The sequence below is a fragment of the Variovorax paradoxus genome (assembly GCF_030815855.1).
Taxonomy (GTDB): domain Bacteria; phylum Pseudomonadota; class Gammaproteobacteria; order Burkholderiales; family Burkholderiaceae_C; genus Variovorax; species Variovorax paradoxus_M.
In genome coordinates, this window is sequence record NZ_JAUSXG010000001.1 from 2,448,449 (window position 1) to 2,467,850 (window position 19,402).

Below are 19,402 nucleotides of genomic sequence, written 5' to 3' on the forward strand. Positions count from 1 at the left end.
TCAAGGAGACAAGCATGCAGACCTCATCTTTTCCTTCCGCCCATCCGGCGCTGACACGCCGGGCCCTCGGTGCCGGTGCGCTCGCCGTAATCGGCATGGCGGCGCTCGGTCGGCACGGCACGGCGCTGGCGGCCGAGTTTCCGTCCAAGCCCATCACCGTCATCCTCCCGTTTCCGGCGGGCGGCATGCTCGACGCGGTGGTGCGCGCCATGCTCGACGCGGCCTCGCAGGAAATCGGCCAGCCCTTCGTGCTGACGCACAGGGCGGGAGCGGGCGGCGTCACGGGCACGGCCAGCCTCACGACCATGGGTGACGCCGACGGCTACACGCTGGCCGTGATGCACAACACCGTCATCCGCCAGCCGCACATGATCAAGGTGCCGTGGGACCCGCGGACCGACTTCAGCTACGTGATCGGCATGGCCGGCCTGGCCACCGGCATTGCGGTGGCGGCCGATGCGCCATGGAAAAACCTCGCGGACCTGCTGGCCGATGCCAGGAAGCGCCCGGGCGAGATCAGCTGGGGCAACGTCGGCAGCACCAGCATCAACCGCATCTATGCCGAGCGGCTGGCGCGCGCGGCAGGCGTCAAGTTCAACTTCATTCCGTTCAAGGGCGGCAACGAGCAGCTCACCGCCCTCATCGGCCGCCACCTCGACGTGTCGGGCGACCCGGGTTTCGGCGCGATGGCAACAGGCGGCAAGGTGCGCGTGCTGGCCACGTTCACCGAAGAGCGCCTGAAGCGCTGGCCCGACGTGCCGACGGTCAGGGAACAGGGTTACAACCTCGTGATCCAGTCGCCGTTCGGACTGGTGGCCCCGAAGAATCTCGATCCGAAGATTTCCGCGCGCTTGCAGACGGCGCTGCGCAAGGGCATGGAAGACGCGACCTACCAGCGCCTCCTGAGCGATTTCGACCTTGCCGCTTGGCCGATGGACGGCACCGCATTCCGCGCCTACGCGCTGGCCCAGTACACACGCGAGAAGCAGATGCTCGACGAGGTCGGCTTCAAGCCCGAATGAATCTCGTGCAGATGAACGAAACCCTCACCGAAGCCGAATCGATGGCGCGCCCCGTCGCGGGACCCGATCGCCACGTGCCCTTTCTCGAACTGCTCGCCGCCAGCCGCGACTTTGCCGCCGACGGCAAGGCGGTGGTCTCGCTCGACCTGCGGCCCGAGCTGTGCAACAACCACGGCGGCGGCCATGGCGGCGTCGTCATGACGCTGCTCGACAGCGCCATGGCGCATGCCGCGCTCAGCCGCATCGGCTACAGCCGCGAAGTGGTGACCATCGACATGCACATCGGCTTCATGCGCCCCGCGGCAGGCCGCCTCGTGGCCACCGGCCGCGCGACGGGCGGTGGGCGCTCGGTGTGTTTTTGCGAAGCCGAGCTGATCGACGGCGGCGGAACCGTGGTGGCCAAGGCGATGGGCACCTTCCGCTACCGCGCGCCGGCCGATGCAAAAGCCGCCGTCGATGCGTCTTGCCGCAACTGAATCCACGGAGCCGGAGACTCACATGTACCTGACACAGGGCCTGCACCGCGCGGTGCAGCGCCATCCGAACAAGACGGCATTGCGCCATGTCGCGGAAGACTCTGAACGATCGCTCGACTTCGCCGAACTCCTGGACGCGGTGGCGCGCCATGCGGCCGCGCTGCAGGCACGGGGCATACGGCCCGGTGACCGCGTGGCGCTGCTGGCGCCCAACAGCGACCGGCTCATCGTGGGGCTGTGGGCCTGCTGGTGGCTCGGCGCGGTGGCGTGCCCGCTGAACACGCGATGGAGCGTGCCCGAGTTCCGCCATGCGCTGGCCGACGCGGGCGCCCTCCTGCTGGTGACCGACGATGCGATGAGCGAGGCCGGTGCAGCGTTGGGCGACCTGGCACCGGTGCTGTCGTTCAGCAGGCTGGCCGGCGAGGCGGCGGGTTGCGCCGTGTTGCCCGACAGCCGCACCGGCGGCGACGCGCTGTGCACCCTGCTCTACACCGGCGGCACCACGGGCCGCTCGAAGGGCGTGATGCTCTCGCACGCCAATTTTTGGACGGCCTCGATGACGCGCGCCGCCGAACTGCCGAACTCGCCCGACAGCGTGTCTTTGCTGGTGGCGCCGCTGTTCCACGTGGCCGGGCTCGGCCGGCTGGTGGGCCAGTCGATCGTCGGCGGCACCTGCCTCACGATGCCGAACTTCAGGCCGGAGCCGGTGCTCGCGGCCATCGAGCGCCACGGCATCACCGACACCGTGATGGTGCCGAGCATGCTGCAGAGCGTGCTCGACTGGTCAGGCTTCGACCCGGCGCGCGCGCAGTCGCTGAACCGCATCGCATTCGGCGCCGCGCCCATGCCGCCCGACCTGCTGGACCGCGCCCTTCAGGCCTGGCCCGAGGCCGAGTTCTTCCAGGCCTACGGCCTGACCGAAACCGCAGGCGCCGTCTGCATCAATCCGCCAGAGAATCACCGCGGCGCGGCACGCCTTGCGGACCGGTGGCGCTCGGTGGGCCGAGCCGGCCTCGGCGCCGAGATCCGCATCGTCGACGAATCGGGCGCCGACCTGCCGCGTGGAGCGGTCGGAGAAATCGTGGTGCGCGGCCCCATGGTCACGCGCGGCTACTGGAACCTGCCGGAGGTCACCCGGCAAGCATTCCGGGACGGCTGGTTTCGCACCGGCGACGCCGCGCGCATGGACGAAGACGGCTACATCTTCATTGCCGACCGGCTCAAGGACATGATCATTTCGGGCGGCGAAAACGTCTATTCCGGCGAGGTCGAGGCGGCGCTGCGCAGCCATCCGGCGGTGTCCGACGCCGCGGTGATCGGCGTGCCGGATGCACGATGGGGCGAAGCGGTGCATGCGGTGGTCGTGGTGCGCGCGGGGCATCCGGCGGCCGATGCGGTGAATGGTTCGGCAAGCGATGCCGTCGCGGCCGAACTCGTCGCCGAGCTCACGGTCTGGTGCCGCCGCGAACTGGCCGGCTACAAGTGCCCGCGCAGCATCGCCTTTGCCGACAACCTGCCGATGAGCGCCGCCGGCAAGGTGCTCAAGACCGCTCTGCGCGCCGCGTATGGCCGATGAGATGCCCGACGTGATGGCCGCTGAGATGACCACCGCGGAGCACAGCGCGGCGGAAGCCCGCCGCGGCGCCTACGCCCGCGTACCGTTCACGCGGATGATGGGCGTGCAGCGTGCCTATTCGGAAGGCGGCCGGGCACGGCTCCTGATCGATGCGCGGCCCGAACTGCAGAACGTGATCGGCGCCGTGCACGGCGGCGTGATCCTCACCATGCTCGACGTGGTGATGGCGAGCGCGGCGGTTTCGCTGGTCGACTTCACCAAGACGGCTGTCACGCTGAACCTGAATACCAGCTTCCTGCGGCCCGGCCTCGGCTGCATCGTGGCAGACGGCTTGGCGCTGGAGACCCACGACGGCGTCGTTTCGTGCTCCGCCGAGGCGCGTGACGCCAGCGGCGAGCTGGTGGCCAACGCGCTCGGGTCGTTTCGCTACCTGCCACTTCCGCCGTCGGAATCCTGAGCGCGGCGGCGCCTTTCTTCATTCATACATCGCCCATGACCGAACACGCAGAAGCTTCTCTCGCCCCGTCGCCCGAGGTGGCCTTCGACTTCCAGGGCCGCACGGTTTTCGTCGCCGGCGGAAGCAGCGGCATCAATCTGTCGATCGCCGAGGCTTTCGCCCGGCGCGGCGCCCGCGTCGGCATCGCCAGCCGCTCGCCCGAACGCGTCGCCGCCGCCGTCGAGCGCCTGCGCAGCCACGGCGGACGGGCCGAGGGCTGGAGCGCCGACGTGCGCGATGCGGACAGCATCGGCGCCGCGCTGGCCGCGGCGCACGAAGCCTTCGGCCCCATCGACGTGCTGGTGTCGGGGGCCGCCGGCAACTTCGTGGCGCCGGCACTCGGCATGTCGAGCAAGGGCTTTCGCACAGTCATCGACATCGACCTGGTGGGCACCTTCAATGTGCTGCGCTCGGCGCATGAATTCTTGCGGCGGCCGGGCGCATCGGTCATCAACATCTCGGCACCGCAGGCCGCCAACCCCACGCCCTACCAGGCGCATGTGTGCGCCGCCAAGGCCGGTGTCGACATGCTCACGCGCGTGCTGGCCATGGAATGGGGCGCCGATGGCGTGCGCGTCAACTCGATCGTCCCGGGCCCGATCGGCGACACCGAAGGCGTGCGCCGGCTGGCGCCCAGCCCGGAAGCGCTCGCGGCCATGGCGGCGTCCATTCCCCTGGGGCGCTTCGGCCGCACCGAAGACGTCGCGCTGATGGCGCTGATGCTGAGTTCGCCGTGGTCGAGCTTCGTCACGGGGGCCGTCATTCCGGTGGACGGCGGCAGTTCGCTGGCCGGCGGGCGCGATCTGGGCTCAGCGCTGAAGCCGGCCCCCTGACTCCGCCTACGCTCTTTCAAAAACATCAATGACCACATCCGAAGCTTCCCGAACCTACGAGCGCATCCGCTTCGAAACCGATGGCACGACGGCGGTACTGACGCTCGACGACCCCGCGACCCGCAACGCGCTCGGTCCGGCCATGCGCGAAGAAGTGGCCGACGCGGTGCGGCGCGTGCGGCACGACCGCGGTGTGCGCGCCCTGGTCATCACCGGCGCCGGCGGGCACTTCTGCTCCGGCGGCGACCTGCGCAGCATCGCGAGCGCGGGCCTGGACAACCAGGGCTGGCGAGAACGCCTGCACGACCTGCATGGCTGGCTGCGCGACCTGATCACGCTTGACCGCCCGGTGATCGCCGCGGTCGACGGCGCCGCCTTCGGCGCAGGATTCGGGCTGGCCATGGCGGCCGACTTCGTGATCGCCACGCCGCGCGCGCGCCTCTGCGTGTCCTTCGTCAAGATCGGGCTCGTGCCCGATTGCGGCACCTTCTATACCTTGCCCCGCATCGTCGGCGCGCAGCGCGCCAAGGAACTGATGCTCTCGGCGCGAGAGGTCGACGGCGAAGAGGCACTGCGCCTCGGTCTGGCCATGGAGCTGCAGGCGCCCGAGCAGCTGCTTCCCCGCGCACGCGCACTGGCCGACAGCTTCGCCGGCGCCTCGCCCTCGGCGGTGAGCCTTATCAAGCGCACCCTGGCTGCCGCGGACGACCTCGACACCCGGCTCGAACTGGAGGCCAATGCGCAGGCGCTGGCCATGGGAACCGCCGGCCATCGCGATGCCGTGGCGGATTTCCTCGCCAAGCGTGCGCCGCGCTTCCAGTGGCCGGGCGGCTGAACGGCCGGCGCCCTCGCAACGAACCCGCGGCTACGGCAGGTTCTCGCGAAAAATCACCTGGCTGCGGGTGGCTTCCACACCCCCGAGCGCTTCGCGCCCGTCGCGCAAATTGGCGAAGATGCGCACGCAGTTCATCAGCGTCGTGTGCGGGCTTTGCGTAATCACCGCGTCCATGCTGCCGTCGATCAGCAGCGTGCGCGTGTCGGGCGTGAGCCCGTGCCCGATGAAGACCACCTTCTGCTCGCGTCCGGCCTCTTTCAGCGCCCGCGCCACGCCGTCGGATGCACCGCCGATGTTGTAGATGCCGCCCATGTCGGGATACTGCTCCAGCAGCGCGCGGGTCTGGCGGTAGTTCTTGCCGGCGTCGTCCTGCCCTTCGCGCAGGCCCACCACCTCGAGCCGCGGAAACATCTCGTCGATCACGTGCAGGAAGCCGGCTTCGCGCTCTTCGTGGGCCTTGTAGCTCAGGCTGCCCGCGATGAGCGCGACCTTGGCGGCGCGCGCACCGATGAAGCGGCCGATGAGGTAGCCCGCGGTGCGCCCGGCCGCGCGGTTGTCCAGCCCCACGAACGCGGCCCGCTCCGAGTTCGACAGATCAGAGATCAGCGTGACCACCGGCAGCCCGCGCGCGGCCAGCGCCGCGACCGCCTCGCGCACCGCGGGGTGCTCCAGCGCCATCATCGCGATGCCGTCGCAGCGCTGGCCGTGGCGCCGCAGCGCGTCCGCCAGCTCCTGCGGATTGAAGCTCTCGATGAACACCGTGCGGCACTGCACGTTGAACGGCGCCCAGTGCTCCTGCGAATAGCCCACCATGTCGCCCAGCATGCGGATGAAACGGTTGGTGCCGGCGGGCAGCAGGAACACCAGCCGAAGCGGCGGCGGCGTGAGCGCCGCGTAGAGCTCGGGGCCCGGCAGGTAGTCGAGCTCGCCCGCGGCCTTGAGCACGCGCTGCACCGTGGCGTCGCGCACGCCGGGGCGGCGGTTGAGCACGCGGTCGACAGTCGCGGTCGACACCTGAGCCGCACGCGCGATGTCGACCACGCGCGCGCGGCGCGCATCGGTCGGCATCGAGGTCGGCAACGGAGGTGAAGGGTTATCCCGCATACATCAAAAACCATCAGGGTCGAGTTTGACCTGGATGATGCATCCTTTTATCTTCGCTGTGGCTCGAATTGAATGGTGCATCAGATTGCATCAACCGCATTCCGAAGATCCAGGAGACAAAACATGACATCGCTGACCCGCCGCAGTGCTTTGCGCACCCTTTCCGCCCTTCCCGCCGCCGGCATCGTGTCGGCCGTGCCGCGCATCGCGCGCGCCGCGGAGTTCTCGTACAAGTACGGCAACAACCTGCCGCTCAGCCATCCGCTGAACGTGCGCGCGCAAGAGGCTGCCGACCGCATCGCCAAGGAAACCAACGGCCGGGTCGAGATCAAGATCTTTCCGAACAACCAGCTCGGTGGCGACACCGACATGCTCGCGCAGGTGCGTTCGGGCGGCATCGAGTTCTTCACGCCGTCTGCACTCGTCATTGCCACGCTGGTGCCGGTGGCCGCCATCAACGCGGTGGGCTTCGCCTTCAACGACTACGCCCAGGTGTGGGGCGCCATGGACGGCAAGCTCGGCGCCCACGTGCGCGGCGCCATCGCCAAGTCGCGCCTCTATGCCTTCGAGAAGATGTGGGACAACGGCTTTCGCCAGACCACGAGCAGCAAGGCCGCCGTCTCGAATGCCAAGGACATGGACGGCCTGAAGATCCGCGTGCCCGTGAGCCCACTGTCGATCTCCATGTTCAAGGGCCTGGGCGCCGCGCCCGCGAGCCTGCAGTTCAGCGAGGTCTACTCGGCCCTGCAGACGAAGATCGTCGATGCGCAGGAAAACCCGCTGCCGATCATCCAGGTGGCCAAGCTGTTCGAGGTGCAGAAGTTCTGCTCGCTCACCAACCACATCTGGGACGGCTACTGGTTCATTGCCAACGGCCGCGCCTGGGAGGCGCTGCCCGACGACCTCAAGACCATCGTGGCGCGCGCCATCAACGACGCCGGCATGCAGCAGCGCGAAGACATCAAAAAGCTCAACGAATCGGTGGTCGGCGACCTGCAGGCCAAGGGCCTCACCATCAACCGCCCGACCGCCGACAGCTTCCGCGCCAAGCTGCGCGAGTCGGGTTTCTACGGCGAATGGAAAGGCCGCTTCGGCCCCCAGGCGTGGGCGCTGCTCGAAGGCACCGTCGGCAAGCTGGCCTGAGCGGCCATGGTGCATGAATCCACTTTCGAGGCGGCGACCCTCCTGGACGAGGACGTGGGCGCCGGCCCTTCGGCCAATGCGCTGAGCGGCATGGCCGCGCGCGCCGACCGCGTGCTCGGCGGCGCCGTCGAGGCCGTGGCCGCGCTGCTGGTGCTGGCCGAGATCTGCGTGCTGTTCGCGGGCGTGGTGTCGCGCTACGTGTTCCACGCGCCGCTGGTGTGGTCGGACGAACTCGCGTCGATCCTGTTCCTGTGGCTCTCGATGCTCGGGGCCGTGGTGGCGCTGCGGCGTGGCGAGCACATGCGCATGACGGCGCTGCTGCAGAAGGTGGCGCCCTCGACGCGCGCCATGCTCGACGCATTCGCCATCGCGGCTTCGATCACGTTCCTGGTGCTCATCGTCTGGCCCTCGATCGACTACGCGCACGAAGAGTCGTTCATCGTCACGCCCGCGCTGGAAATCAGCAACGCCTGGCGCGCCGCGGCCATTCCGGCCGGCATCGGCATCATGCTGGTGATGGCGCTGCTGCGGCTGATGCGCGTGTGCACAGGAAGGCAGATAGCAGTCGCGGTGCTCGGCATGGCCGCGCTGGTGGCCGCCTTCTGGCTCGCCGCGCCACTGTTCGCAACGCTCGGCAAGTTCAACCTGGTTGTCTTCTTCGTGGTCGTGGTGGCGGCCACGGTGCTTTCGGGCGTGCCCATCGCGTTCTCGTTCGCGCTCGCCACCTTCGGCTACCTGGCGCTCACCACGCGCACGCCGCTGCTGGTAATGGTGGGGCGGCTCGACGAAGGCATGTCGCACCTGATCCTGCTCGCGGTGCCGCTCTTCATTTTCCTGGGCGCGCTGATCGAGATGACGGGCATGGCACGCGCCATGATCCAGTTCCTCGCGAGCCTGCTGGGCCATGTGCGCGGCGGCCTCTCGTATGTGCTGATCGGCGCGATGTACCTGGTGTCTGGCATTTCGGGCTCCAAGATCGCCGACATGGCGGCCATTGCGCCCGTGCTGTTCCCCGAGATGGTCAAGCGCGGCGCCAAGCCCGGCGACCTGGTGGCGCTGCTCTCGGCCACCGGTGCCCAGACCGAAACGATTCCGCCATCGATCGTGCTGATCACCATCGGCTCGGTCACGGGCATTTCGATTGCCGCGCTGTTCACGGGCGGGCTGCTGCCGGCCGTGGTGCTGGGCGCGGCGCTGTGCGTGGTCGTGTGGTGGCGCTACCGCCGCGAAGACCTGGGCGGCGTGCAGCGCTACAGCAAGCGCGAAATCGGCAAGCTGCTGATGGTCGCGCTGCCCGCGGTGCTGCTGCCCTTCGTGATCCGCGCCGCCGTGGTCGAAGGCGTGGCCACGGCCACCGAGGTATCGACCATCGGCATCGTGTACTCGGCGCTGGTCGGGCTCTTCGTGTACCGGCAGTTCGACTGGAAGCGGCTCAAGCCGATGCTGGTCGACACGGCCTCGCTCTCGGGCGCGATCATCTTCATTGTCGGCTGCGCCACAGCCATGGCCTGGGGCCTCACGCAGTCGGGCTTCTCGCAGGACCTGGCCCGCGTCATGGGCGCGCTGCCGGGCGGCGCCTACGGCTTCCTGGCCGTATCCATCGTCGCCTTCATCGTGCTGGGCAGCGTGCTCGAGGGCATTCCGGCCATCGTGCTGTTCGGCCCCTTGCTGTTTCCCATTGCCAAGGCCGCGGGCGTGCACGAGGTGCACTACGCGATGGTTGTGATCTTCTCGATGGGCATCGGCCTCTTCGCACCGCCCTTCGGCGTCGGCTACTACGGCGCATGCGCGGTGAGCAAGGTCAACCCCGACGAAGGCATCAAGCACATCTGGGGCTACATCGCGGCAATGCTGGTGGGCCTGGTGATCGTGGCCGCCTTCCCGTGGTTCTCGACCGGCTTCCTGAAATTCTGATCACAACAACACACTCACATCACCGGAGCCAACCGCAATGAGTCGATTCCTCGGCGAGATCCGCCAGCTGGGCTATGTCGTGCACGACATCGAAGCCGCCATGGACTACTGGAGCACCACGCTGGGCGTGGGCCCATGGTTCTACAACCCCAAGGTGCCCATCAAGAACTACCGCTACAACGGCGAGGCGCACGAGCCGCACAACTCGGTGGCGCTCGCCAATTCGGGCTACGTGCAGGTCGAACTGATCCAGACGCGCAACGACGTGCCATCGATGTACCGCGACTTCCTTCAGGCCGGCCGCACCGGCCTGCAGCACGTCGCCTACTGGACGGCCGACTACGACGCCGACCTGGCGCGCCTCACCGCACAGGGTTTCAAGCCGGTGATGAGCGGCGAAGTTGGCGAGCGCGGGCGCTTCATCTACTTCGACACCGAGTACCACCCGGGCACCGTCATCGAGCTTTCCGAAGTGGCAGGGCCGAAGGGCAAGATGTTCGACCTGATCCGCAGCGCCTCCGAGGGCTGGGACGGCAGCGAGCCGGTGCGGCCCTTTCCCGACCTGAGCAAGCTGTGACGATGGCGCCTGAACGCATCCGCGCGCGCTACCTGATCGAGACGCCGGTGGACCCGGCCGCCGTGGCCGAGGTGATGGCCGGCGAGCAATCGTGCGGCACCTTCACACGCGTGGAGGGCGAAACCGATGCGCTGCGCGAACGCGCGCGCGCGACGGTCGAGGCGATCACCGAGCTGGAACCGGCCTCTTCGCCGAGCCTGCCGAACGCACTGCTCGAACGCAAGGGCACGCGCGGCCCGTGGCGGCGTGCGCATGTCGACATCTCGTTTCCCGTGGCGAACATCGGTGCCAACCTGCCGACGCTCGCGGCCACGGTGTCGGGCAACCTGTACGACCTCGGCGAAGTGACGGGCCTGCGGCTCGAATCGCTGCAGGTGCCGGCCGCCTACCGCGCGCGGTTCGAGATGCCGCGTGTCGGCATCGCCGGCACGCGGCGCGCCACGGGCGTGGCGAGCGGTGCGCTGGTCGGTACGATCATCAAGCCGAACGTGGGGCTGTCGGCCGTGGAGACGGCGGCGCTGGTCGCACGGCTCTGCGCCGCGGGCGTCGATTTCATCAAGGACGACGAGGTCTGTGCCGACCCCGCGCATGCGCCGCTCGCCGAGCGCGTCCCGGCCGTGATGGCCGCCGTGCGCGCGCACCAGGAACGCACCGGCAAGCACGTGATGGTGGCCTTCAACATCACCGACGAAACCGATGCGATGAAGCGGCATGCCGATCTCGTCGAGCGCGAAGGCGGCTCGTGCGTCATGGCGAGCCTCAACTGGTGCGGCCACTCGGGCATCCAGACGCTGCGGCGCCACACGGGCCTGGCGCTGCACGGGCACCGCAACGGCTACGGTGCACTGTCGCGGCACCCGCTGCTCGGTATTTCGTTCCAGGCCTACCAGACGCTCTGGCGCCTCGCGGGCGTGGACCACATGCACGTGCACGGCCTGCAAGGCAAGTTCTCGCAGCCCGACAGCGAAGTCATCGAATCGACCCGCGACTGCTTCACGCCGCTCACCGATGCGGCGGACGACCGCGTGATGCCCGCCTTCTCGTCCGGCCAATGGGCGGGCACGGTGCCCGCCACCTGGGCGGCCATCGGCAGCGACGACCTGCTCTTCATGGCCGGCGGCGGCATCCTTGCGCACCCGGACGGCGCGGAAGCCGGCGTGACCAGCATCCGTCAGGCCTGGTCGGCTGCCCGAGCGGGCACCGCGCTGGCGGATGCGGCGAAACACGCACCCGAACTCGCACGCGCCCTCGCCTTCTTCGGCAGGCCATGACCTCCGCTCCGACCGTCGTCTATTACGGCGACGATTTCACCGGCGCCACCGACACGCTCGGCACCGCGGCGCGCGCGGGCCTGCGTGCCCTGCTGTTCCTGGAGACGCCCGATGCCGCGCGGCTCGAACACGCCGGCCCGCTCCACGTGCTGGGCATCGCGGGCGCGGCGCGTGCGATGACCCCCGAGGCGATGCAGGCCGAACTGGGCCCCGTCGCCGCGCTGTTCCGTTCGCTCGGCGCGCGCGTGCTGCACTACAAGACCTGCTCGACCTTCGACAGCGCACCGCACATCGGCTCCATCGGCGCCGCCGTGCGCGCGCTGCGCACCGCCGTCGAGCAACCGTGGACGGCCATCGTCGGCGGCCAGCCCAACCTCGGCCGGCATTGCCTGTTCGGCCACCTGTTCGCCGCGGCGGGCGCCGGCGGCGAGGTGTTCCGCATCGACCGGCATCCGACGATGAGCCGTCACCCCGTCACGCCGATGGATGAGGCGGACCTGCGGCTTCACCTCGCCAGGCAGGGGCTGGCCGATGTGCGCTCCATACCGTTCACCGCCGCGTCGCAGGGCACGGATGCGCTCGGCGAGGCGCTGCAGCGCACGTTGCAGCAGCCCTTTTCCGGCACCGGCGCCGTGCTGTTCGACGTGGCCGACGCAGCGCAGCTCGCAACCATCGGCGAGGTGCTGTGGGCACAGGCCAGCCGTGCCACGCTGCTTGCGGTGGGGCCGAGCAGCGTGGTCGACGCACTGGCCACGGCGCTCGGACCAAAGCATGCCGATGCACCGGCAGAGCGGCCGCGGGTGGCCCCCGCACGCGGCCCCGTGCTGGTGCTGGCCGGAAGCCTCTCGCCTGTGACGGCGCGGCAGGTGGCGGCGGCGCAGTCTTTCGACACCGTGTGGCTCGACGCACCGATGCTCGCGCAGCGGGATGCCGCCACGCTGGCGCGCCACGCCCGGGACATCGTGAACGAGCTCTCCCGCGGCCGCAACGTGCTGGCCTGCACGCGGCCCGCAGAGGCGCAGATGCCGCCCGTCGCCGGATTCGATGCGCAGGCGCTCGCGCGCGCCGGTGGCGACCTGCTCGCCAGGGTGCTGGCGATGGTGCCGCTGCAACGCGTCGGCATCGCCGGCGGCGACACCTCGAGCCACGGCGTGCAGGCGCTCGATGCGTGGGGGCTGTCCTATGTGGCGGACATGGGGGCCGGCGCCTCGCTGTGCCAAGTGCACAGCGACCACCCCGCGCTCGACGGCATGGAGATCATGTTGAAGGGCGGCCAGATGGGCTCGGCCGACGTGTTCGAGCGCCTGGTGCACGGCATCGCCTAGAGCCCTTCACGCAGCCAGCGGGGGCCGGCTCGCTCGCCTGGCGTGCGTGTCCGGCCTTGTGCGCCGCCGCACCAGTTCCGAGCGCGGGCTGCGCTGGAGCGCCCGCTTTGGCGGCCGCGTCAGGTGCGTCTCACGGCAAAACCGCGATCGCGTGCGCAGGCACGGTCTTTGCATGACCAGGAGATCACGGTGTAACGAAGCACCGCTTTGGTGTGGTTTTCGCGGTCTTGCGAATACCCGGCGCAGGAAGCGCCAGCACCTTCAGCCCGCACTCTGCGGGCAACCCTCCCCCCAACCCCGTCCGTCAATGCAGCCCGCCAGGCTGCGTTGCGGCATTTGCATTTGAAAGGCCCCACCCCATGAAGAAACTCAAGCTCGTGATGGTCGGCAACGGCATGGCCGGCGTACGCACGCTGGAAGAGCTCCTGAAGCTCGCCCCGGACCTGTACGACATCACCGTCTTCGGTGCCGAGCCGCACCCCAACTACAACCGCATCCTCCTGTCGCCCGTGCTCGCCGGCGAGCAGACCGTGGACGAGATCGTGCTCAACAGCTGGGAGTGGTACACCGACAACCACATCACCCTGCACGCCGGCAAGAAAGTCGTCGAGGTCGACCGCGTCAAGCGCATCGTGCGCGCCGTGGATGCGCAAGGCGCCGTCACCGAGGCCGCCTACGACCGCCTCCTGATGTGCACCGGCTCCAACCCCTTCATGCTCCCGGTGCCCGGCAAGGACCTCAAGGGCGTCATCGCCTACCGCGACATCGCCGACACCGACTACATGATCGAGACCGCCAAGACCCACAAGCACGCGGTGGTCATCGGCGGCGGCCTCTTGGGCCTGGAGGCGGCCAACGGCCTGATGCTGCGCGGCATGAGCGTCACCGTGGTGCACGTCATGCCCTGGCTCATGGAGCGCCAGCTGGACGACGTGGCCGGCAAGCTGTTGCAGAAGTCCCTGGAAGACCGGGGCCTGAAGTTCCTCATCGGCGCCCAGACCCAGGAGCTCGTCGGTGGCGATGATGGCCGGGTCAAGGCCATCCGCTTCAAGGACGGCACCGAAGTGGCCGCCGACCTGGTCGTCATGGCCGTCGGCATCCGCCCCAACGTGGAGCTGGCCGAGAAGATGCGCCTGCACTGCAACCGCGGCATCGTGGTCAACGACACCATGCAGACCGTGACCGATGCGCGCATCTACTCGGTGGGCGAATGCGCCGCCCACCGCGGCATCGCCTACGGCCTGGTCGCCCCTCTCTTCGAGCAGGCCAAGGTCGCGGCCAACCACCTGGCCCAGTTCGGCATCGGCCGCTACCTGGGCTCGCTCACCTCCACCAAGCTCAAGGTCACGGGCATCGACCTGTTCTCGGCCGGCGAGTTCATGGGCGGCGAAGGCACCGAGGAGATCGTCATGAGCGACCCCTTCGGCGGGGTCTACAAGAAACTGGTCATCAAGGACGACAAGCTGGTGGGCGCGTGCCTCTACGGCGACACGGTGGACGGCAGCTGGTACTTCAAGCTCCTGCGCGACGGGCGCAGCGTGCACGACATCCGCGACAAGCTGATGTTCGGCGAATCCAACATCGGCGACACCGGCCACGAGGGCCACAACAAGGCCGCCAGCATGCCCGACGAGGCCGAGGTGTGCGGCTGCAACGGCGTGACCAAGGGCACCATCTGCAAGGCGATCAAGGACAAGGGCCTGTTCACGCTGGACGAGGTCAAGAAGCACACCAAGGCCAGCGCCAGCTGCGGCTCGTGCACCGGCCTGGTGGAGCAGATCCTGATGTTCACCGCCGGCGGCGACTATTCGGCCACGCCCAAGAAGAAGGCGGTGTGCGGCTGCACCGATGCGAGCCACCAGGATGTGCGCGAAGCCATCAAGAAGGAACACTGGCTCAGCCACGACGCGGTGTACCGCGGCCTGGGCTGGCGCACGCCCAACGGCTGCGCGACCTGCCGCCCGGCGATCAACTACTACCTGATCTCGACCTGGCCCAAGGAGGCCAAGGACGATCCGCAGAGCCGCTTCATCAACGAGCGCAGCCACGCCAACATCCAGAAGGACGGCACCTACTCGGTCATTCCGCGCATGTGGGGCGGCCACACCACGCCGGACGAGCTGCGGCGCATCGCGGATGCGGCCGACAAGTACAAGATCCCGACGGTCAAGGTGACGGGCGGCCAGCGCATCGACCTGCTGGGGGTCAAGAAGGAAGACCTGGAAGGGGTCTGGAAGGACATCGGCATGCCCTCGGGCTTTGCGTATGCCAAGAGCCTGCGCACGGTGAAGACCTGCGTGGGCAGCGAGTGGTGCCGCTTCGGCACGCAAGACAGCACCCAGATGGGCAAGGACCTGGAGCGGGCGCTGTGGGCGATGTATTCGCCGCACAAGGTCAAGCTGGCTGTATCCGGCTGCCCGCGCAACTGCGCCGAGGCGGGGATCAAGGACGTGGGGGTGATCGGGGTGGACTCGGGCTGGGAGCTGTACGTGGGCGGCAACGGCGGCATCAAGACCGAGGTGGCGCAGTTCCTGGTGAAGGTGAAGACGGCCGCCGAGGTGATGGAGTACTCGGGTGCCTTCCTGCAGCTGTACCGCGAGGAAGGCTGGTACCTGGAGCGCACGGTGCACTACATCGGTCGGGTGGGGCTGGACTATGTGAAGAAGAAGATCCTGGAGGACGAGGCCGGGCGCAAGGCATTGTGGGAGCGGCTGCAGTTCGCGCTGGATGGGGAGCCCGATCCCTGGTTCGAGTCGAGCCAGGCGTCTGTGGATGTGCGGCAGTTCACGCCGGTTGCCGTGGTGGACGAGGCAACGCAAGCGGCCTGAACGAGAAGGAACAAAGCAATGAACAACAGCAACACCAACGAGTGGAAAGTGATCTGCCGCGTCGAGGACATTCCGGTGCTGGGCGCCCGCCGCGTGGCGCGCCCGGTGGGCGTGGATGTGGCGGTGTTCCGCAATGCCGAGGACCAGGTCTTCGCGCTGCTGGACCGTTGCCCGCACAAGGGCGGCCCCTTGAGCCAGGGCATCGTGTTCGGTACCAGCGTGGCATGCCCGCTGCACAACTGGGCCATCGGCCTGGACGATGGATGCGCCAAGTCGCCCGATGAAGGCTGCACGCCGAAGTTCGCGGTGAAGGTGGCTGAAGGCGTGGTGCACCTGAATTCGAAAGAGCTCGCCACGCATGCGGTGGAGCTCGATCGCCCGGTCGCGGGGCCGGCCAACCGCGCCCGTCTCGAGACCGAAGACTCTGCCGTCTGACACAACGAACACCATGAGCCTCACTCTCAGGTCCTCGTCGCGCAGCGACGACCGCAACCCGGGCATGCCGCCCGCGCACGGCCGCTGCACGCTGGTCGGTGCCGGCCCGGGCGATCCCGAACTGCTCACGATCAAGGCGCTCAAGGCCATCCAGTCGGCCACGGTGCTGCTCGTCGACGACCTGGTCAGCGATGAGATCGTCGCCATGGCACAGCCCGGTGCACGCGTGATCCACGTCGGCAAGCGCGGCGGCTGCAAGAGCACGCCGCAGAGCTTCATCGAGCGGCTGATGATCATGGCCGTGCGCGAAGGCGAGCACGTCGTGCGGCTCAAGGGCGGCGACCCTTTCATCTTCGGCCGCGGCGGCGAAGAGGTCGAGCACCTGGCGCAGGCCGGCATCCATGTCGAGGTGGTGAACGGCATCACGTCCGGCCTTGCCGGTTTGACCTCGCTCGGCGTGCCGCTGACGCACCGCGACCATGCACAGGGCGTCGTCTTTATCACGGGGCATGCAAAGCCTGGTGCGCCGGGCACCGACTGGCACGCGCTGGCCGCCACGGCGCATGCCGCGCGGCTCACGCTGGTCATCTACATGGGCGTGTCGGGCGCGGGCCGCATCCAGGAAGAGTTGCTGAGCGGCCTGCCGCCTTCGACGCCGATCGTCGTGGTCCAGAGCGCCAGCCTGCCGACCCAGCGGCACGCGGTGGGAACACTCGCGACGCTGGAGCAGACCATTGCCGGCAACGGCCTGTGCAGCCCTTCGATCATCGTGGTGGGCGATGTCCTGCAAGGACTGGCCGCCGCGGCGTGTTCCGCACCTCTTGCGCTCGAGAAGGCCGCCTGAGGCCTCGGCCTCCCCTCGCCTCTTTTTTCTTCCTCTATTTTTTCATCGAACCAAAGCAACGCATGGCCTATTTGCAGCCTTCCGAATTCGTCACCAAGATGGTCGACGCCGGTGAATCCAAGATCTTCATGTCCACCCGAGACACGCTCATCCGCGCCTTCATGGCGGGTGCGATCCTGGCGCTGGCGGCCGTGTTCGCGGTGACCATCAACGTGCAGACCGGCTATTCGATCATCGGCGCGATCCTGTTCCCGGTCGGCTTCTGCATTCTTTACCTGCTCGGCTTCGACCTGCTGACCGGTGTGTTCGTGCTGACGCCGCTCGCGCTCATCGACAAGCGCCCCGGCGTCACCATCGGCGGCGTGCTGCGCAACTGGGGCCTGGTGTTCGTCGGCAACTTTCTCGGTGCGTTCACCGTGGCCGTGCTCATGGCCATCGTCTTCACCTTCGGCTTCACGAGCCCGCCCGACAAGGTCGGCCAGGTGATCGCCACCATCGGCGAGGCGCGCACGCTGGGCTATTCCAACCACGGCGCGGCGGGCATGCTGACGCTCTTCGTGCGCGGCATGCTGTGCAACTGGATGGTGTCTACGGGCGTGGTGGGTGCGATGATCTCGACCTCGGTCTCCGGCAAGGTGATTGCCATGTGGATGCCGATCATGGTGTTCTTCTTCATGGTGTTCGAGCACTCGGTGGTCAACATGTTCCTGTTTCCGTCGGCGCTGCTCATGGGCGGCAACTTTTCGATCATGGACTACATCATCTGGAACGAGATCCCCACGGTGCTGGGCAACCTCATCGGCGGCCTGTCGTTCACCGGCCTGACGCTGTACGCGACGCACGTGAAAACGGCACCCAAGCGCGTCCCCCGCTAAACAAGCCTTTTTGCGCCGCGTGACGATGCGCTCCGCACTCGCGGTCTCGATCGGCCAGCACTCCGACAAGGGGCGCAAGGAAACCAACCAGGATTTCCACGGCGCCGCCCTGCCGGAGGGGCAGGTCCGCAGTGCCAAGGGCGTGGCAATTGCCATTGCCGACGGCATCAGCAGCAGCGACGTCAGCCATGTGGCCAGCGAGTCGGCGGTCCGGAGCTTTCTGACCGACTACTACTGCACCTCGGACGCATGGAGCGTGAGCCGCTCGGCACAGCGGGTGCTCACGGCCGCCAACGCCTGGCTGCATGCGCAAACGCAAAACGGCGGCGGCCGATTCGACAAGGACCGCGGCTACGTCTGCACCTTCAGCGCGCTGGTCGTCAGGTCGACCACCGCGCATGTCTTTCATGTGGGCGACACCCGCGTCTACCGCTGGCATGCAGGCGCACTCGAGCAGCTGACCGAAGACCACCGGGTTTCGGTGGGCGGCGGACAAAGCTACCTTGGCCGCGCGCTGGGCATCGGTCCGCATGTGGAGATCGACTACCGCGCCATTCCCATCGAGCCCGGCGATGTCTTCCTGCTGACCTCGGATGGCGTTCATGAGCATGTCGACGCTGCCGCGATAAAGGCGGCGCTGGATGCAAACCCCCGCGACCTCGACGCCGCGGCTCGCAGCATTGCCGAGGAAGCCTACGGCCGCGGCAGCCCCGACAACCTGACGGTGCAGATCGTCCGGATCGATGCGCTGCCCGAGGGCGACATCAACGAACTGCAAGCACAGCGCGCCGCGCTGCAGCTGCCGCCGATTCTCGAGGCGCGCATGCGCTTCGACGGCTACACCATCGTGCGCGACCTGCACCACAGCCACCGCAGCCACATCTACCTGGCGACCGACGACGACACAGGCCAACGCGTGGTGCTCAAGACCCCTTCGGTCGATCTGCAGAACGACGAAGCCCACCTGGACCGCTTTCTGCTCGAAGAATGGGTGGCGCGGCGCATCGACAGTGCGCACGTGCTCAAGCCGCACGCCACCCATCGCAAGCGCAACCATCTCTACGTGGCGATGGAATTCGTCGAGGGGCAAACGCTGTCGCAGTGGATGGTCGACAACCCGCGGCCGAGCCTCGAATCGGTGCGCGGCATCGTCGAGCAGCTTGCGAAAGGCCTGCAGGCTTTCCATCGCCTGGAAATGCTGCACCAGGACTTGCGGCCCGAAAACATCATGATCGACCGCACGGGCACGGTGCGCATCATCGACTTCGGCTCGGCCTGGGTGGCCGGCCTGGACGACAGCACGCTGGCAGGGCGGGAGCAGATACTGGGCACGGTGCAGTACACGGCGCCCGAATACTTCGTGGGCGAAGGCGGCTCGGCAAGGTCCGACCTGTTCTCGCTGGCCGTCATCGTCTACCAGATGCTGACCGGACGCCTGCCCTACGGCGCGCAGGCGGCACGCATCAGGACGCGGGCCGACCAGCGGAACCTGCAGTACAGGTCCGCGCTGGACACGCAAACCACCATTCCGGCGTGGATCGACGAAGTGCTGAGGAAGGCGTTGCACCCTAACCCGCTCAAGCGCTACGAGGTGCTGTCGGAGTTCGTGCAAGACCTGAGGCAGCCCCACCCGGATTTTTTGAACAGCCGCGGCACACCGCTGGTCGAGAAGAACCCGGTGATTTTCTGGAAGTGCACGACCTTGCTGCTGGGCATCGCGGTGCTTGTGCTGCTTGGCTTGCTCAGCCGGCGAGGCTGAGTGTCGATTCAGAAGGATTGAGCCCGCGTCCCTTTGGACAAACGGGCCTTCCGGTCCAATTTCCTTGAAACGTTTTCACCGTGAACGGT

The 19,402-nt window shown here is 67.9% G+C and carries 17 protein-coding genes; 16 read left to right on the forward strand and 1 reads right to left on the reverse strand.

Annotation, left to right across the window (positions count from 1 at the left end):
- Positions 1 to 14: 14 nt before the first annotated feature.
- From QFZ42_RS11440 to QFZ42_RS11465, 6 genes are read left to right on the forward strand one after another with little or no spacing between them, the layout of a single operon-like run.
- Positions 15 to 1,022, forward strand: a complete 1,008-nt coding sequence (locus QFZ42_RS11440) for a tripartite tricarboxylate transporter substrate binding protein (protein WP_307701064.1) — start codon at positions 15 to 17, stop codon at positions 1,020 to 1,022.
- Positions 1,023 to 1,033: 11 nt separating this feature from the next.
- Positions 1,034 to 1,498 carry a PaaI family thioesterase gene (locus QFZ42_RS11445; protein WP_307701065.1) on the forward strand — a complete coding sequence of 155 codons (465 nt, stop codon included), beginning with the start codon at positions 1,034 to 1,036 and terminating at the stop codon, positions 1,496 to 1,498.
- 22 nt (positions 1,499 to 1,520) lie between these two features.
- Complete coding sequence (locus QFZ42_RS11450; RefSeq protein ID WP_307701066.1) at positions 1,521 to 3,074, forward strand: class I adenylate-forming enzyme family protein; 1,554 nt, start codon at positions 1,521 to 1,523, stop codon at positions 3,072 to 3,074.
- Position 3,075: 1 nt separating this feature from the next.
- Positions 3,076 to 3,531, forward strand: a complete 456-nt coding sequence (locus QFZ42_RS11455) for a PaaI family thioesterase (RefSeq protein ID WP_307701067.1) — start codon at positions 3,076 to 3,078, stop codon at positions 3,529 to 3,531.
- A gap of 35 nt (positions 3,532 to 3,566) precedes the next feature.
- Positions 3,567 to 4,403 carry an SDR family oxidoreductase gene (locus QFZ42_RS11460; protein ID WP_307701068.1) on the forward strand — a complete coding sequence of 279 codons (837 nt, stop codon included), beginning with the start codon at positions 3,567 to 3,569 and terminating at the stop codon, positions 4,401 to 4,403.
- Positions 4,404 to 4,431: 28 nt separating this feature from the next.
- Positions 4,432 to 5,238, forward strand: coding sequence for an enoyl-CoA hydratase/isomerase family protein (locus tag QFZ42_RS11465; RefSeq protein ID WP_307701069.1), 807 nt, complete (start codon positions 4,432 to 4,434; stop codon positions 5,236 to 5,238).
- A 30-nt stretch (positions 5,239 to 5,268) separates the two neighbouring features.
- On the opposite strand, the gene QFZ42_RS11470 is transcribed toward QFZ42_RS11465, so the two are convergent.
- Entirely contained in the window at positions 5,269 to 6,342 is a 1,074-nt protein-coding gene (locus tag QFZ42_RS11470; protein WP_307701070.1) for a LacI family DNA-binding transcriptional regulator, read from the reverse strand.
- A 123-nt stretch (positions 6,343 to 6,465) separates the two neighbouring features.
- On the opposite strand from QFZ42_RS11470, the gene QFZ42_RS11475 reads away from it, so the two are divergent.
- The 10 genes from QFZ42_RS11475 (at position 6,466) to QFZ42_RS11520 (ending at position 19,313) form a co-directional block, all read left to right on the forward strand.
- Entirely contained in the window at positions 6,466 to 7,485 is a 1,020-nt protein-coding gene (locus QFZ42_RS11475; protein ID WP_307701071.1) for a TRAP transporter substrate-binding protein, read from the forward strand.
- A gap of 6 nt (positions 7,486 to 7,491) precedes the next feature.
- On the forward strand, positions 7,492 to 9,399 hold the full coding sequence (locus QFZ42_RS11480; RefSeq protein WP_307701072.1) for a TRAP transporter large permease: 1,908 nt from the start codon (positions 7,492 to 7,494) through the stop codon (positions 9,397 to 9,399).
- Between the two features lie 37 nt (positions 9,400 to 9,436).
- Positions 9,437 to 9,976: a VOC family protein gene (locus QFZ42_RS11485; protein WP_101490957.1), complete on the forward strand. Its 540-nt coding sequence runs from the start codon at positions 9,437 to 9,439 to the stop codon at positions 9,974 to 9,976.
- Positions 9,977 to 9,978: 2 nt separating this feature from the next.
- A complete protein-coding gene (locus tag QFZ42_RS11490; RefSeq protein WP_307704215.1) occupies positions 9,979 to 11,247 on the forward strand; it encodes a ribulose-bisphosphate carboxylase large subunit family protein in 1,269 nt (422 codons plus the stop codon).
- Positions 11,244 to 12,572, forward strand: coding sequence for a four-carbon acid sugar kinase family protein (locus QFZ42_RS11495; RefSeq protein WP_307701073.1), 1,329 nt, complete (start codon positions 11,244 to 11,246; stop codon positions 12,570 to 12,572). Before QFZ42_RS11490 ends, QFZ42_RS11495 begins: the two co-directional genes overlap by 4 nt.
- Before the next feature lie 359 nt (positions 12,573 to 12,931).
- On the forward strand, positions 12,932 to 15,400 hold the full coding sequence (gene nirB / locus QFZ42_RS11500) for a nitrite reductase large subunit NirB (RefSeq protein ID WP_307701074.1): 2,469 nt from the start codon (positions 12,932 to 12,934) through the stop codon (positions 15,398 to 15,400).
- An 18-nt stretch (positions 15,401 to 15,418) separates the two neighbouring features.
- On the forward strand, positions 15,419 to 15,835 hold the full coding sequence (gene nirD, locus QFZ42_RS11505) for a nitrite reductase small subunit NirD (RefSeq protein ID WP_307701075.1): 417 nt from the start codon (positions 15,419 to 15,421) through the stop codon (positions 15,833 to 15,835).
- Between the two features lie 64 nt (positions 15,836 to 15,899).
- Entirely contained in the window at positions 15,900 to 16,679 is a 780-nt protein-coding gene (cobA, locus tag QFZ42_RS11510; protein WP_307704216.1) for a uroporphyrinogen-III C-methyltransferase, read from the forward strand.
- Between the two features lie 62 nt (positions 16,680 to 16,741).
- Complete coding sequence (locus tag QFZ42_RS11515) at positions 16,742 to 17,554, forward strand: formate/nitrite transporter family protein (protein ID WP_307701076.1); 813 nt, start codon at positions 16,742 to 16,744, stop codon at positions 17,552 to 17,554.
- A 25-nt stretch (positions 17,555 to 17,579) separates the two neighbouring features.
- Positions 17,580 to 19,313 carry a bifunctional protein-serine/threonine kinase/phosphatase gene (locus tag QFZ42_RS11520; RefSeq protein WP_307701077.1) on the forward strand — a complete coding sequence of 578 codons (1,734 nt, stop codon included), beginning with the start codon at positions 17,580 to 17,582 and terminating at the stop codon, positions 19,311 to 19,313.
- The last annotated feature ends 89 nt before the right edge of the window (positions 19,314 to 19,402 follow it).